This window comes from Flavobacterium hibisci, assembly GCF_020026925.1.
In the GTDB taxonomy this organism is placed as follows: Bacteria; Bacteroidota; Bacteroidia; order Flavobacteriales; family Flavobacteriaceae; genus Flavobacterium; species Flavobacterium hibisci.
The window spans coordinates 420,571-435,656 of sequence record NZ_JAIQDW010000001.1; the positions used below are offsets into that span (position 1 = coordinate 420,571).

The window sequence follows — 15,086 nt, forward strand, 5'->3', positions numbered from 1 at the left end:
CTGTATCATTACATAATACAGGTTTTAAATGATTTTGATGTCAGAGATTATTATTTCTCGTCCTCTTCGGCAGCATCAAAGTTGATTGTGTTGTAGGCAGCCTCAGTCAATAGCGTATCGGCTTCTTTTTCTTCTGCCAGTGTTTTTTCCAGTAAAAGTACTGCGTCATCTTCACCTAAAGTAACGCCAAAAGCAGCTAATGTTCCGTAAGTAGCAATTTCATAATGCTCTATTTTCTGGGAAGCAGCAATAATTCCGGCGTCACGAACAGGCCCTTTTTCGGTTTCTTCCATGATGCTTTCGCCTTCTTTAATAAGACCTTCCATCGCATCACATTTTTTAGCAACCGGTTTTTCCCCAACTAATGAAAATACTTTTTCCAGTCTTTCCTTTTGTTCCTCGGTTACCGCTAAATGCTCGTTAACCGCTTTAATCAGATTTTCAGAAGTAGCATTTTTTGCCATTTTAGGCAATGCTTTGATCAACGCTTTTTCTGCCCAGTAAATATCTTTAAGCGAATCTATAAACAATTCTCTTAATCCATCTGCTGCAGATGATTTTGCTTTTACAACTCCTGCGGCATTTGTTTTTGATGCTGTTGCTGATTTACTTTTTGAAGCAGCTTTCTTGGCTTTTGTAGCCGTAGTTTTCTTTGCTGCTGTAGTTTTAGCTTTTGTAGCTGTGGTATTTTTTTCTGCGGTTTTCATAATAATTAATTTTTAAGTATATCCAAATTTACCTGTACCTACTGAATTTACTTTACAGAAATTTTTTAAATACTTACACTATTCAAATCTTTACCTTTTTATTGTGAATAAATGAAATTTACCTTATGGCACAAAAGACTTCTATGCTTTCTGCTTACCTATTTACATTATAAGAAAAATGACTTTTGTTACAATTTAGAACTACAACTGCATCAAAATTAGTCTCTTCTGACTTAATTTTGCATTCCCCGGACAGATCAGGCTTCCGGTTGTGACAGAAGATGAAAGAGACAGAATATGCCATCGTAGATATTGAAACCACAGGCGGGAATGCCAGTGGCAGCCGAATTACAGAAATTGCTATTATTATCCATAATGGTAAAAATATTATTAATCGTTTTGAGACACTGGTCAATCCTCAAAAGGAAATCCCGGCTCCTATTTTTGCTTTGACCGGAATTAATAACGAAATGGTACGGAGTGCGCCCGTTTTTGATGATATTGCTGAGAAAGTGATTGAGCTCCTTACAGACCGTATTTTTGTTGCCCATAATGTGAATTTTGATTATACTTTTGTTCGTCATGAACTGGAAAAATCGGGATTTAAATGGAAAGCAAGAAAATTATGTACCGTTCGTGCAGCCGGAAAAATCCGCCCGGGATATAAATCGTACAGTCTTGGAAATCTTTGCAAGTCATTGGATATTCCGTTACAAAACCAGCACCGTGCCGGCGGAGACGCAGATGCTACAGCCATACTATTCTCCCGGTTATTAGAATGGGATGCTGATGGTCATCTGCAAAAAATGATTAAAAACACAGCACTGGACCAGCGCTTACCTCCTAACCTGCCTCCTGAAGATTTTGACGCTTTACCAGAAAAACCAGGTGTTTACTATTTTTATAATCAGGTAAACAAGGTAATCTATGTTGGAAAAGCAATCAATTTAAAAAAGCGTGTTGCGTCACATTTCAGCGGTCATAAAATCACGCCCCAGCGACAGCATTTTCTTCGGGATATTCATGCCATATCTTTTGAAGTCTGTGCTACGGAGCTTATGGCTTTATTGCTCGAATGTACTGAAATAAAAAAGCTCTGGCCGGTTTACAACAGGGCATTAAAGCGTTTCGAACCCAAATACGGATTGTATGAGTATGAAGCCCGAAGCGGTTATAAATATTTAGTTACCGGAAAACTCAGCAAGTTTCAAACCTGCATTGAACATTTCAATACCGTTCATGAAGGCATAAATATGCTTATGAGCCTGAAACAGGAGTTTGAAATTGATAATCGGTTTTGCAAGTACGGCATCACTACTGCTGGAGAAATTTTTCCGGACAATAGTACGCCTTTGCCCGAAGTGCAGACACATAATGAAAAAATAGAAAGTGCAATTGATTATTTGCTAAGCAGCAGATCCAGCTTTGCTATTCTTGATAAAGGCCGTTCTGCAACCGAACGCAGTTGTATCTGGGTTGAAAACGGGCATTTTTATGGTATGGGCTATGTTGCATCCGATATTGGATTTGCGGATCCGTCTGAGGTAAAGGATTATGTAACACCTTATATAAGCAATCAGTATATTATGCATCTTATTAATAGTTACGCCCAGAAATATCCTGGAAAAGTTTTTAAGGGAAGACTTCCAAAAAAGAATCTTAAAAACATCTCCATATCATTAGATGAAGCTGATTTTATTCACGGCTTATAGCATAATCCCGTTATTGTATTGTAAATATGTGAATTACATAACACTTCATGATTTTTATATAAGTCAAAAAAGCTAGTGGTGGTGTATTTTTGTACTTATCAAAACACTCAAATCATGGAAAACTCAAACACATACAACAGCACAGCCTACAGTACAGAATCTCTACACAGCCAGATTTGTTTAGCCGATAATATCGATTTTATTTATCGAAAAGCCTACAGAGGAGACTGGGGACATTGGGATGACTTACCTGATACTACCACTACAACCCTTGATTGCCCTGGAAAAAACAGCGAAATAAATTCAATTGGACTAAGAAGGGTTCCAAATGAAAATAGCTACTTATAATGTAAATGGTGTTAACGGCCGTTTACATGTCCTCATTCGCTGGCTTGAAGAAGCTCAACCCGATATTGTTTGCCTTCAGGAGTTAAAAGCACCTCAGGATAAATTTCCGATTAAAGCAATACAGGATGCGGGTTATAATGCGATATGGCATGGACAAAAGCAATGGAACGGAGTTGCTATTCTGGCCCGCAATATTGAAATTGAAGAAATTACCCGGACACTTCCCGGAGATGAAGAAGATGTTCAAAGTCGTTACATAGAAGCACTTATTGGTGGTGTTGTTATTGCGTGTCTTTATCTTCCGAATGGCAATCCGGCACCGGGACCTAAATTCGAATATAAGTTAAAATGGTTCCAAAGGCTTTCGCATCGTGCTGAAATATTACTTGACCTTGAAACTCCTGTAATTCTGATAGGTGATTTCAATGTTATGCCTACTGAATTAGATGTTTATAAACCCGAAAAATGGGTAAAAGATGCCCTCTTCAGGCCCGAAGTCAGGAAAGCTTATGCCAATATTGTGACGCAGGGATGGACAGATGCCATCCGTACTTTACATCCGAATGAAAAAATCTATACTTTTTGGGATTATTTCAGAAAAGCTTACGAAAGAGATGCCGGTCTTCGAATTGATCACTTTTTATTAAGTCCGCAATTAGCTAAAAAATTAATTGCTGGCGGTGTTGACCGTCATGTCAGGGGCTGGGAAAAAACCAGCGATCATGCACCGGTTTGGATTGAACTCAATGATATAAAGTAAAAACTATCCATTAAAAGATCAGATAATAGAAAAACCTGCAATAATAAATACTGCAGGCTTCTGAATCAATAACTAGTGTTATAAAGTAATGAATCATAATAGATAGAATCCCTACCTATTCTTTTAATCTCATTGCACTACTGTTTTGGAACAGCTGTCGTGTCTGTAATTACCGTAGTAGTATCCTGAGGGACATTTGTAGTATCTATGGCAGTAGAATCAACAGCTACTGCCGTTGAGTCGTAAGTAGCATCTGCAGGAACAGTATCTGCTTTTTTACAAGAAAAAGACAGTCCGGCTACAAGAACTAACAAGGCAATTTTGGTTTTGATACGTGTTTTCATAATAACATCTTTTTATTAATATTGAATAATTTCAAATTTAGATGTTCAATACATTAAATTCTTACATAATTATTATTAATTTTTATAGAATACCAGTATTAATATATTAAATATTAAGGTGTTATAAATTTATTATTTTTTAAAATATCAGTCAGCCCTGTATTTATTATTCCAATACAGCATTAATAGTAAAGTCACAATTATGCAGGATGCGCTCCCTTCAAAAAGCAGGCATAGAGTGTATACAGGCACTGAAGGATCCCCTCCAAACATAAATGCTTCTGATAATGATTTTACATATGCATCTCCACCTCTGGCATAACTGTAAATAAGGAGTGCCAAAATACTTAAAACAACTCCGGTAAACGAAGTAACCATAGCTGAAATGGCATTTGGCAGGAAACTAGTCTGACCTTCTGCAAGATTCTGTTTTAAAGTCCTGTTTACACCATAAAAAATGAACAGCACATTTAGCAGACGCAAGTAATATAAATGGGCCAGATTTAAAACTTCCAGTAATAAGAAGAATATTGCAATGCCAAGGAAAATAAAAAATCCGTTGATTATTTCTTTTGATATTTTCATAATAAACCCTTTTTAAGTGATAGAAATATTTTATATAAATGAACCAAAATTTAATTTTAAATAGTTTCACTTTCTTGTTTAATAATTGTAACATCTCCATACACAAGAATCTGATAATAATGTAATTAAAGAAAATAAATGTATAAGTTTTTGCCTTTGTCTATAAATAGATTTGTATATATTAACTATTAAAAATAAATTATCATGAATACTCATAGAAACAGCAGATCAGATAATGAAGGTATCATTTCTGAAACAATGGAGACAAAAGATCCGGCAATAAATCAGCATCAGACTGATTCTTCAGGCGATCGTTATAATACCGATCATAATTTTGATGATAGGGAATCGGATAAAGAAGAAAATTTTGATCCTTACTTTCAAAAGAATAGTGATATAGCTCAAGATTTAGATGAGGACCTGAAAAAGGATAATGATCCTGACAGACGAACTTTAGATGAATATAAAGCCGATCAGGCTGAACCTGAAGAAGATGAGGAGGAATAAAAGCAGTACAATACTGCTTTTTCTAAAAGAGGGATTTTATATGTCCCTCTTTATTTTTAAAATAAAAAACAGTGTAAACCTGTAGCTTAAATATTGGTTAGCTATAAATATTTAAAAGGTTATAGTTCCTAAAACATCAAATTACAAAACAACAGCAACATTCTTTCTTTTAGAACTGCTCCTGATAATAAGGTCTGATTCAATTATTTTAGTTATCACTTCGTTACTTTCCTTATTCTTCAAAATATGATCAAAGTAAACCATGGCTGCCTGATACCCCAGTCTTTCACTATTTTGATCTACGGAAGATATAGATGGTGTAATGATTTCTGTAAAAGGCTCATTAGCATATCCAAAAATACCAATATCCTCAGGTATTTTAAGTCCAGATTGCGAAATGGCCAGCATAATTCCCAAAGCCTGAATATCTGATATAGCCAGGAATGCGTCAGGAGGTTCTGGTAATGCAAGAAGCTTAAGGGCAGTCTGAAAAGCATTTTCTTTACTGATATTATCATCAACAATAAAATGATCCGGAACATACATTCCGGCTTCATTAATCGCTCTGATGAAACCTTCTTTCCTGTTCATGTATAAATCCATATGCAGCGGGCCACCAATAAATGCAAGCCGCTGATAACCTTCTTCAATCATGCTTTTTGCAGCTTTATAAGTTGCATCTTTATTGTCGTTTATAACTCTGTGACCCGGAAAATTTTCATCACAGCGGTCAAATTGAATGACATTGATTTTATGTTCTAAAACCTGCTCGAGAATTTTAGCAGACTGTGTTTCTTTAGAAAGAGAGATCAAAATGCAGTCGACATTTTGGTGAATAAGAGTTTCGATAGCTGTTTTTTCAACATCTGATTTTTCATGAGACTGGCAAATAATCAGATTATGTTTGTTTTCAGTACATGCTTTCTCAATTCCGGAAATAGCATCCGAAAAGAAATTCTGATTGATCTGAGGTACAATTACACCAAGGGTCATGGACGAACCACGTCTTAAGTTTGCTGCCTGTGTATTGTGTTTGAAATTAATTTCGGCGGCTTTTTTTAAAACCACCTGTCTCACTTCTTCCTTTACACCGGGCTTACCATTCAGGGCTTTGGAAACATAAGACACCGAAAGTCCAAGTTCTTTTGCTAAGTCGTATATCGTGATTCTTTTTGTGTTCATTGTTGTAAAAATATTTTAATGAATCTACTTGTAACCATTGGGTAAAAATTATTAAAGTCGTTAGTTCAAGTGTTTTTCTGTGGAAACAGAACTATTGTACACTTATAACCAGAGGGTTATTTATTTCATGATAAAAATTTTCCAGATAGTCAAACCATTTCTTAGCATCAGTAAATTTTCCTGCTTTATCCCATGCAGCACCTGCATAGTAAATGATAGAATCATTATTTTGAACTGTAGTTTTTGCTAAGAGCTGTATTTTGTCTGCCCACATATTGCTGACAGGTGTGGTCAATATGACTCCTGTAGCTGTTGTGCCATTTTTATCAGAAGCTGGCTCCCAATATGCCATAATTCCCTGCTGTTCATTGAGTAAAATCTTTCCGGGATTAGCTCTTTTGCTGATTCCTGCGACAACCGGCAATGCTTGTGTTTCATTAAAAGTGTAGCTATTCTCGATGCGGCTGAGTTGTGAACCGGCATCCAGTGAGATGGTTTTTATAACACCGATTTTTATTCCGCCAGCATTCCAGGAGTCATAAATCAATTGAAAAGTGGATCGTAACGGGCCATTGTCGAGCATTTTCCAACGATGATAATTAGCTGAATAGCGAATGGTATCTTTTACATAAGGTGCCATATTTCCTGCACCTAATGTATGCCCAACCTGATAATAATCCAAACCATCTCCGTGATCGGTATGGTAATCTGCCCGTTTATAACGTTCATTAATCACCATTTTATTGGTACGTTTTACCCATACATCAAAACCATAAGCATCTTCATTTGACCCTTCAATTGCTTTACCATACGTACGAAAAGCAATATGATCGTTCTCCCATGCAAAATCATCTTTGCGTTCCGGAACATACCTCGCATAGGTCTTTATTGTAAATACATCGGGCTTTCCTTTCTGAACAAAAAGGGGCAGTTTTGATTTTGCTTTTAGATCTACCTGAACCAGCAAATTCTGAATAACAGAAAACATTCGGTGTTCTAACTGAAAAATAACCTGTTTCTTCGTTTTTGGATTAATTACAACAAAATTTGAAGTATCGATTTCGGGATAACGTTCTAAAATGTTTTTCCAGCTTATGGCTACAACTACCTCTTTGCGATCTAAAGCCGAATTGTTTTCGATAGTAATAGTTGCCTTATTTTGTGCCCAAAAACACATCGGAATACTAAAAACGAAATAAAAAAAGAATTTAATTGACTTCATGAACATTTATTTTAATTATCGTGACACACCATTACAGATTTTAATCATTTTTATTCTGCATAAAATCCGGGAAACCGCTTTTTGTCCATTCCACCACTCTTGCACGCGTCGCACGATTTTTATCAGACAATTCATGCCCCTGAATTTCTTTATAATCCCTTGCATGATAAATCATTATAGTTGATTTTCCGTCTTCACTTGTAGTAAATGAATTATGTCCGGGTCCAAATCTTTTTAATTCTTCATTTGTATAGAATACAGTTGAAGGAGCTTTATGCCAATTCGCAGTATTCAGTAAATCAGTATTTTGATCAATCCATAACAAACCCATGCAATAGTTATGGTTTGTGGCACTGGCTGAATAGGTTACAAATATTTTTCCGTTCTTTTTGATTACGGCCGGGCCTTCGTTTACATTGTATTTTTCCCTTTCCCAGCTGAATTCAGGTTCAGTTAAAATAATTTCAGGTCCTGTAAGAGTGGTCGGATTTTTCATTTCAGATAAAACCAAAGCAGTTCCATGATCCCCACCCCTTACATTTTGTGCCCATATAAGATATCTTTTGCCTTTATGCTCAAAAGTGGTTGCATCTAAAGAAAATGATTCTTTTTGTGTTTTCAACTGACCTTCTTCTGTCCATTTACCTTCCATCGGATTTGCAGAGGGGTTTGACAAGACCCACATCCTTATATTCCAGATATTTTCGGACTCACCTGCAGCAAAATAGATATACCATTTGCCGTTTATTCTATGCAGTTCAGGCGCCCAGATATGGCTGCCCATTACTCCTTTTTCATGCTTGTGCCAGATTTCTTTTTCTTTCGCTTCTTTTAATCCGTTAATACTATTGGCTTTTCGTAATACAATACGATCATATTCAGGCACTGTTGCAATTAAATAATAGTCACCATTATCTGCTTTATATACCCATGGATCAGCTCGCTGCTCTGCAATTGGATTATTAAATGTAATCGATTGTGAATTACCCTGAAATGGGTTGATTATGGCTATTATTGTCAAAATGAAAATTCGAACTAATTTCATGTTTATTTATTTGTAAGTTGTAAAAGGTTATTTGTAAAATACTGTTATTGTTTTATTTAAAGTATCTTATCTGAATTTAAACTGTAGGTATAATTAGTTTTTTAATATTACACTCAACGGGTTAATTTATTTCTTAAGCAAATGTTATTAGACAAATAGGTCTTTTTTTATATTACCAATCCAGCTTTATCAAGGCTACCGCCTGACGTTCCATTTTTAACTGTACTGTTGTTTTATTATCTGCTATTTTTATTTTCTTTGTGGAGACAGATTTTAATTTGCCTGATTTTTCTAATGTTAGAATCTGTTGTGGTGTCGGATTTTGTGGTGACCCCATTTTTTTCCACTCTTCATAAGAATTGCTATTTTCTTTATCAATCATGTAAAGAGTAAGAGTAGCTTTTTTTACAGGAATATTTTCAATAGCAACATTTACATTTTCTGATAATCCTGTCTTGTCAACATCATGATAATTCCACACCATAATTGCTGCTGATTTTTTGTCTTTGCTGGCTAAAGCACCTATATCGGACTGTTCACCGCGTACACTAGATTTCAGAACCTCTTCTATAGGATACATACGATTAGCTGTAACGTTTAAACGTTTACCTGACATCATTCCAAACATCCTGAAAACGTTCAGCACCGGTTTATCTACTCCATTAGTAGCCAGATCCCGGAAACCATAAAACCAAGGCTGATCTTCAAACTCAAATGACCAGGAAACAGCTCCTAAAAAGTTGGCTTTTGTCTGATCTGCCAGGATATATTTTCGCGCAAAAGAAGCCGCAGTATAACTCGAATACATCGTTCCGTTTCGATACGCATTTTCAGGGTTGGTTGCCATTCCGCAGGCAGCGCAGCCTTCCGGATCAGATTCACCAACAATAACAGGAAGATTTTTTGTTTCCGGATATGACATAGTTAGTTTGAATCCGGTCTGGATATCATTTAATTGTGGTGCCATATCCATTCGTACCGCACCATCTACCAGTTTAGGCCAGCCTTTTGCATGGAATAGAATAGCATCCATAGGAGATCCTGTTTTGCCAGTAGCGTAATTAACACCGCTGATGCAATGTTTTATGAAATCGTTTGTCCATTCCTGGGCTCCCTTGCCCCTTGTTCCTGCAATATTGATACCACCAATTTTTGCAGTAGGCAGCGCTGTTTTTAGTCCGTCAGCTGCATAATCATACATTTTGAAAAATTCTTCACGAGTACCTTTCCAGTAATGTCCATTAGGTTCATTCCATACTTCCCAATACCAGCTTTCTACTTCTTTTTGTCCGTATCTTTCAACCGAATGCCTGACCCATTCATAAACAAGTTTTCTCCATTTATCATAATCTTTTGGTGGATAAGCCCATCCTGTAATAATATCTGTGTATGGATCTCCGGGTTTCCAGTAATGTCTGTATGGAGCAGGGTGCGTAGACAACGCTTCGGGCATAAAACCTATTTGCGCCAAAGGTTTCATGCCACGCGAAACATACGTATCAAAAATACTGTCGATGATTTTCCAGTTATATATCGGGTTTCCGTTACGGTCTTCTGTGTAGGCATTGGTTGAACCCCATTTAAGAGCTGCTTTTCCATCACCCGATACAAGCAGACTGTGGGTACGTACGTAAACCGGAACAGGACTTAAAGCCGCTAATTCACTAAGCAGTTTTTTTCCGTCTTTCATGTAAGTGTAATTGGGTTCATCATATCCAAACCATGCCCATACAGGCGCCATTGGCGCAATTTCCTGTTTAAGGTCAACTCTGATTTCAGGACTTTGTGCATAAACAGAAATTGCAAAGGATTGGAAAAAAACTACAGTCAGGCAATACTTTAATAATTTTCGCATACGATGGTTTATATGTGGTTAGTTGTAAAGTTGTATTGTGAGCTAGTTTCATCAATTTGTTTCTAGTCCGAATTGTGTTACTAAAAACTCAAAACAAAAACTTCACTGATAATTATACATTTATAATAATTGTATAATCAACACTTACAAAAAAAGGCATTTTTTTTATAACTGCGCTTAATATTTAAAAATAATTTAAGTAAATAATTCCCTAAAACATTAAATATTCTAATAAAACTCATTTAAAATTTATTTTAACAATCGAAAAACTTCTAATTAAAGCGTAAAATCATTATAAATGATGAAAACTTCTTATCCTGATTACAATAATTTTGATTTTTGAGTGACTCATTACAGTGGTATTATTGATGGATGGAAAAAAAGAAGCAAAACAGTCTGATTTCCTTATAGTATATACTGGCAAAAATGTTACTATTAAAATGTTCAGTTAATTTAAATTAAAATAAATGGAACAAAAGTATTCTATAGCCCTGTTAACCTGTTGGTATGGAGATTACCCATGGTATTTTCCCTATTTTATCAAATCTTGTACCGACAATCCAACAATTGACTTTATAATCGTAACTGGCAATACTCAAGAAATCCCGAATAAACCCTCAAATGTTATTATAATTCATAAATCATTGAATGACTTCAAAGTTATAGCAGCTACAAAATTTGGTTTTGAAGTGAATTTCGACAGCCCTTATAAAATATGTGACTTTAAGCCTGCTTATGGTTTACTGTTTCAGGATATTTTTGAGAAATATGACTATTGGGGACATGGTGATATTGATATGATGTATGGGAACATCAGGAGTTTTATCACACCCTGTATTTTAAACCAATATGATCTTATAAGTGCACACAAGGACTTTATAACAGGAACATTTTGTTTGTATCGTAATAATACTCTGATGAGGACTTTATTCATGGAAAGTCCTGATTATCAAAAAGTTTTTTCTTCTACGGAATATTCGGGATTTGATGAATGTGATTTTTTATTTGATGAATTACAGACACCCGGTATAACAGTTTTCGACTTTCCTGATCACAGAAGCATGACTCATGTAGTTTGCAAAGCGCATAAAGAACAAAGAATAAAGGCTCTTTTCGAGTCTTTTATGTATAAAAGAATGAATAATAAAATGAGGTGGGATAATGGGCGGATTATATATTCTAATAAAAAAGAATGTTTGTTTTATGATATGATACAATACAAAAACGAATGTGAAGATAAAACCGTAATATACCCCATATCTAACATTTTATATTTCAATAAAAAAGGCATTAATAAAAATAGCTTCTGGAGGTTAGCCGGATTAAAAATGTTACCAAAAAGGAAAAACTTTAAAAAAATACGGATTTTTCACCTTGAATAAACAGTTTGTGATTTTTCGTCTGATACTCTTCTAAATAGTTTGGTAATCAGGGTTTTTTATGAAATGTTAAAGCTTAATTTGTATCTTTGCATACCCTATTTCTTAAAAGCCAAAACCAGTAATGCCCGAAGTTATACTTATAGATCCAAAAACCATTTTTTTACTTTATTTTTGGGGCAATTTTTTTACCTGCATTCTTATTTTCAGTTATTCATTTTCGTATGCAACCATTGATAACAGAAAAACTTTAAAATGGTTTGGCTTAGGAAAATTATTATTGACCATTGCCTGGGTACTGATTATTTTAAGAAATATTATAGATGATTTTCTATCCATCAATCTGGCTAATTCTATGGTTTTTTGTGCCTGTTGTTATGAAACAGCAGCAATGTTATCGCTTCTTAAAACTAACACCAAAAAACGTTTCAGATTACAGCTTGCAATTACGTTAGCAGCGATAATAATTTTTAATATCGGAACTTTTTTAGGATGTACAATAAATACCCGTGTTTTAATTGGGGCAATTGGGATATTTGCCATTTATTTACCGCCAACGATTCATTATTTTACTGAAAAAAGGAAGAAAAATTTTTTCAGAACCTTTTATGTACTTTGTTATGTTTTATTTGAGATTCTGATCATGGTACGCGCTATTTACAGGTATATCTATCCGCAAAATCTTTTTTTTTCCCACAATACACTGGACAGTCTTTATAGTATTAGCTTGTTTCTGGTAGCCCTTGTTGGAATTATAGGTTTTTTGCTTCTGGTTAAGGAAAAACAGGATCATAAAATACAGAAACTTTTGGATGACAAAAACCAATTCTTTTCCATTATATCGCATGATTTGAGGGGACCGGTAGGCGCATCAGCATCCCTTTCTGAATTATTGGCTGAAGACATAGAAAAATACAGCCGTGAAGAAATCAGAGAGATTTCGGAAATGTTATACCAATCAAATAAAAATAGTTACAAATTACTGGAAAACCTTTTAGAATGGTCGAGAGTACAAACCGGAATGATTACATTAAGCCCTAAAAAGATAATCTTAAATACACTGATTGAAGAAAATATTGAACTAAATAAAAATGCCGCATTAAATAAAAATATATATCTTTTATTTGAACCAGATGATGTTTTTGAAGTTGAAGCAGATAAACATATGATTGATACTGTTTTACGGAATTTGCTGAACAATGCAATTAAATTTACAAACAAAAATGGTAAAGTTGAAATAAAACTCATAAAAAAAGATCGAAAGGTTGAAATAGCTGTCATTGATAACGGGATTGGAATTCCTGATGAAATTAAAGACAAATTATTTAAAATTAACAGAAAAGTAATTCAAAGGGGAACAGAAAATGAAGCCGGAAGCGGGTTAGGTTTATTACTCTGCAGCGAATTTATAAGTATGCATAAAGGTAAAATATGGGTGGAAAGTCATAAGGGAAAAGGCAGTTCTTTTAAATTTACCCTTCCTGTAAAACAGTAGTATTAAAGTTTTTTTTTATAACTTTATTATTTAGTAGTGCTTCTAAAAGCTTATAACTATTATAATTTAATTTCTAATTTGTTTTTTAGGAAGCTCTCGATATGAAAAATAACAACTTGTATTTTAATTATTTAAAACTATTTAAACTTTATCTAATTGAATAAATTAAGATATCTGCTTTGATAAAGGCGGTAAAATGACCATTTTTTAACATAATTTAAAGTTTTTTATTAACATATTTTCCTAACTTCAATAAATAAAAAAGTATTTTTCTATTTTAAAAAACAAATTATGCGTGTATCAGTCATACGAAAAAATATAAAATTTACACCAGATTCAAAAAGAGTTGTAGCACGATATTTTGTCAATGGTGATGAGCGGACTAAACAAATGGTACTTCGCATAATGACACTAAACGACAAACAAGTGTTAGAAACCCTGGAACAAACACTTCGTGAATTTGCCAGACGTCACCGAAATATTTCTGCTATATTTCTAAGACACTGCGAAAAAGTGCGTGATGTTATTGAAAGCATGCAGATTGATTATGAAGCTTTGTCTCTTGACCGAAAAATGCTAATTGGTTCTTTTTGTACAATGGAGTATGCAATAGAATCTGCCGCTATTTTCAATCCGTCTATTATAGAAGATTTTGACCAGAGTGGTCTCGAAGCAGGAGAAAAAAGGGTTATTATTTCTTTTCGGGCAACAGGTGAAGGCCATATCTCATCAATTGTTTTCAGAAGAGGAATTCTTGACAGGGATAATAACCTGCAGGTTATGAAAATTGGACATAATATTGATAAAGCTGAAATTATACACAAAAGTTTTTTCAATAAGGAGCGATTTTTGTTGAAATTATCTGAAATGCATACACAAGACAAGTACATAACCCAGATTATGCAGGATTTACCTGACGAGTTTGAATATGCAGTACTAAAAGATGTTATAAATACTGCTTTGAGTGACCCATCGATTCGTGAAGAAAGGAGAACTGCATTAAACGAAATATTCTGGCTCGCAAAATCATTTTATGATGTTGAGTTCAAGCATGATTCTGATCTTACAGAGAGGGTTATATTTCCTATATCCGATTCTGAAAGTCGTGGTATAGAAGATGCCCGCTTTGTCCGTTTTACAGATGATGACGGCTCTTCCCGCGTAATGGCTACCTATACAGCTTATAACGGCCACACCATTTTACCAAAACTAATTTCTACTGAAGATTTTTATACTTTTAGGGTAATGCCTTTGCATGGTGCCGGAGCACAGAATAAAAATCTGGCCTTGTTTCCAAGAAAAATAAAAGGCAAATATGCGATGCTTGCCAGAATAGATGGTGTTAATAATTATATCATGTATTCTGACAGAGTTACACAATGGAATACCCCTATTCTTCTTCAGGAACCTCGTTATACCTGGGAGTTTACACAAATTGGAAACTGCGGATCTCCATTGTGGACAGAAGAAGGCTGGCTTGTTATTACGCATGGAGTAGGAACTATGAGACGTTATTGCATTGGCGCTTCCCTGTTTGATCTTGATGATCCTTCTAAAGAAATTGGAAGACTTACAGAACCATTGTTATCACCACTTGAAGACGAACGGGAAGGGTATGTACCTAATGTTGTTTATTCTTGTGGAGCCATTATTCATAACAATAGTCTGATATTGCCTTATGCCGTATCAGATTATTCATCAACTTATGCTGTAGTTGATATGGTAGAATTATTAGATGCTTTAAAGAAGAGTAAATAATAATAAGATTTAAATGTAGAATCATAAATCCCATCTTAATCAATGGGATTTTTTACTTTAAATAAGGCTTAAAAATAGCTAAAATCCAAATAAGCTATTTTATGATGTTTTTTTTATAAAAATGACAAAGTAGTATGCATATTAGAAAATAATTGTTTTAATAAGAGATATTAAAGCCTTTTTTAAT

14 protein-coding genes are annotated in these 15,086 nt (G+C 34.6%); 7 read left to right on the forward strand and 7 right to left on the reverse strand.

What is annotated here, in order from left to right:
* Positions 1-50 precede the first annotated feature (50 nt).
* A complete protein-coding gene (locus K8B81_RS01565; protein WP_223678370.1) occupies positions 51-707 on the reverse strand; it encodes a YciE/YciF ferroxidase family protein in 657 nt (218 codons plus the stop codon).
* Between the two features lie 281 nt (positions 708-988).
* On the opposite strand from K8B81_RS01565, the gene K8B81_RS01570 reads away from it, so the two are divergent.
* The 3 genes from K8B81_RS01570 (at position 989) to xth (ending at position 3,527) form a co-directional block, all read left to right on the forward strand.
* Positions 989-2,419 carry an exonuclease domain-containing protein gene (locus K8B81_RS01570; RefSeq protein ID WP_223678384.1) on the forward strand — a complete coding sequence of 477 codons (1,431 nt, stop codon included), beginning with the start codon at positions 989-991 and terminating at the stop codon, positions 2,417-2,419.
* A 114-nt stretch (positions 2,420-2,533) separates the two neighbouring features.
* Positions 2,534-2,767: a hypothetical protein gene (locus K8B81_RS01575; RefSeq protein ID WP_223678385.1), complete on the forward strand. Its 234-nt coding sequence runs from the start codon at positions 2,534-2,536 to the stop codon at positions 2,765-2,767.
* Positions 2,748-3,527 (forward strand): exodeoxyribonuclease III, encoded by a 780-nt coding sequence (gene xth / locus K8B81_RS01580; RefSeq protein WP_223678386.1) that lies wholly within the window; start codon positions 2,748-2,750, stop codon positions 3,525-3,527. The genes K8B81_RS01575 and xth overlap by 20 nt, the downstream gene beginning before the upstream one ends.
* A 137-nt stretch (positions 3,528-3,664) precedes the next feature.
* Here the strand turns inward: xth and K8B81_RS01585 are convergent, their stop codons facing one another.
* Both K8B81_RS01585 and K8B81_RS01590 read right to left on the reverse strand, forming a co-directional pair.
* Positions 3,665-3,871 carry a hypothetical protein gene (locus K8B81_RS01585; RefSeq protein WP_223678387.1) on the reverse strand — a complete coding sequence of 69 codons (207 nt, stop codon included), beginning with the start codon at positions 3,869-3,871 and terminating at the stop codon, positions 3,665-3,667.
* 147 nt (positions 3,872-4,018) lie between these two features.
* A complete protein-coding gene (locus K8B81_RS01590) occupies positions 4,019-4,456 on the reverse strand; it encodes a hypothetical protein (protein ID WP_223678388.1) in 438 nt (145 codons plus the stop codon).
* Positions 4,457-4,660: 204 nt separating this feature from the next.
* On the opposite strand from K8B81_RS01590, the gene K8B81_RS01595 reads away from it, so the two are divergent.
* Positions 4,661-4,963 (forward strand): hypothetical protein, encoded by a 303-nt coding sequence (locus tag K8B81_RS01595; RefSeq protein WP_223678389.1) that lies wholly within the window; start codon positions 4,661-4,663, stop codon positions 4,961-4,963.
* A 141-nt stretch (positions 4,964-5,104) separates the two neighbouring features.
* Here K8B81_RS01595 and K8B81_RS01600 read toward each other — a convergent pair whose 3' ends face one another.
* The 4 genes from K8B81_RS01600 to K8B81_RS01615 form a co-directional block, all read right to left on the reverse strand.
* Positions 5,105-6,145: a LacI family DNA-binding transcriptional regulator gene (locus tag K8B81_RS01600; RefSeq protein WP_223678390.1), complete on the reverse strand. Its 1,041-nt coding sequence runs from the start codon at positions 6,143-6,145 to the stop codon at positions 5,105-5,107.
* Positions 6,146-6,236: 91 nt separating this feature from the next.
* Positions 6,237-7,367 (reverse strand): DUF4861 family protein, encoded by a 1,131-nt coding sequence (locus K8B81_RS01605; protein ID WP_223678391.1) that lies wholly within the window; start codon positions 7,365-7,367, stop codon positions 6,237-6,239.
* A 40-nt stretch (positions 7,368-7,407) separates the two neighbouring features.
* On the reverse strand, positions 7,408-8,412 hold the full coding sequence (locus K8B81_RS01610) for a glycoside hydrolase family 43 protein (RefSeq protein WP_223678392.1): 1,005 nt from the start codon (positions 8,410-8,412) through the stop codon (positions 7,408-7,410).
* Positions 8,413-8,584: 172 nt separating this feature from the next.
* Complete coding sequence (locus K8B81_RS01615) at positions 8,585-10,267, reverse strand: GH39 family glycosyl hydrolase (protein WP_223678393.1); 1,683 nt, start codon at positions 10,265-10,267, stop codon at positions 8,585-8,587.
* A gap of 467 nt (positions 10,268-10,734) precedes the next feature.
* Between K8B81_RS01615 and K8B81_RS01620 the strand changes: the two genes are divergently transcribed.
* The 3 genes from K8B81_RS01620 to K8B81_RS01630 all read left to right on the forward strand — a co-directional run bounded on the left by K8B81_RS01620 (position 10,735) and on the right by K8B81_RS01630 (position 14,899).
* Positions 10,735-11,649 carry a DUF6625 family protein gene (locus K8B81_RS01620; protein WP_223678394.1) on the forward strand — a complete coding sequence of 305 codons (915 nt, stop codon included), beginning with the start codon at positions 10,735-10,737 and terminating at the stop codon, positions 11,647-11,649.
* A gap of 121 nt (positions 11,650-11,770) precedes the next feature.
* Positions 11,771-13,141, forward strand: coding sequence for a sensor histidine kinase (locus K8B81_RS01625; protein WP_223678395.1), 1,371 nt, complete (start codon positions 11,771-11,773; stop codon positions 13,139-13,141).
* A gap of 291 nt (positions 13,142-13,432) precedes the next feature.
* Complete coding sequence (locus tag K8B81_RS01630; RefSeq protein ID WP_223678396.1) at positions 13,433-14,899, forward strand: glycoside hydrolase family 130 protein; 1,467 nt, start codon at positions 13,433-13,435, stop codon at positions 14,897-14,899.
* The last annotated feature ends 187 nt before the right edge of the window (positions 14,900-15,086 follow it).

What these genes read in the sequence shown, in the direction of transcription:
- K8B81_RS01565 (WP_223678370.1), bottom strand. Translation starts at nt 707, where the DNA reads ATGAAAACCGCAGAAAAAAATACCACAGCTACAAAAGCTAAAACTACA.
- K8B81_RS01570 (WP_223678384.1), top strand. Translation starts at nt 989, where the DNA reads ATGAAAGAGACAGAATATGCCATCGTAGATATTGAAACCACAGGCGGG.
- K8B81_RS01575 (WP_223678385.1), top strand. Translation starts at nt 2,534, where the DNA reads ATGGAAAACTCAAACACATACAACAGCACAGCCTACAGTACAGAATCT.
- xth (WP_223678386.1), top strand. Translation starts at nt 2,748, where the DNA reads ATGAAAATAGCTACTTATAATGTAAATGGTGTTAACGGCCGTTTACAT.
- K8B81_RS01585 (WP_223678387.1), bottom strand. Translation starts at nt 3,871, where the DNA reads ATGAAAACACGTATCAAAACCAAAATTGCCTTGTTAGTTCTTGTAGCC.
- K8B81_RS01590 (WP_223678388.1), bottom strand. Translation starts at nt 4,456, where the DNA reads ATGAAAATATCAAAAGAAATAATCAACGGATTTTTTATTTTCCTTGGC.
- K8B81_RS01595 (WP_223678389.1), top strand. Translation starts at nt 4,661, where the DNA reads ATGAATACTCATAGAAACAGCAGATCAGATAATGAAGGTATCATTTCT.
- K8B81_RS01600 (WP_223678390.1), bottom strand. Translation starts at nt 6,145, where the DNA reads ATGAACACAAAAAGAATCACGATATACGACTTAGCAAAAGAACTTGGA.
- K8B81_RS01605 (WP_223678391.1), bottom strand. Translation starts at nt 7,367, where the DNA reads ATGAAGTCAATTAAATTCTTTTTTTATTTCGTTTTTAGTATTCCGATG.
- K8B81_RS01610 (WP_223678392.1), bottom strand. Translation starts at nt 8,412, where the DNA reads ATGAAATTAGTTCGAATTTTCATTTTGACAATAATAGCCATAATCAAC.
- K8B81_RS01615 (WP_223678393.1), bottom strand. Translation starts at nt 10,267, where the DNA reads ATGCGAAAATTATTAAAGTATTGCCTGACTGTAGTTTTTTTCCAATCC.
- K8B81_RS01620 (WP_223678394.1), top strand. Translation starts at nt 10,735, where the DNA reads ATGGAACAAAAGTATTCTATAGCCCTGTTAACCTGTTGGTATGGAGAT.
- K8B81_RS01625 (WP_223678395.1), top strand. Translation starts at nt 11,771, where the DNA reads ATGCCCGAAGTTATACTTATAGATCCAAAAACCATTTTTTTACTTTAT.
- K8B81_RS01630 (WP_223678396.1), top strand. Translation starts at nt 13,433, where the DNA reads ATGCGTGTATCAGTCATACGAAAAAATATAAAATTTACACCAGATTCA.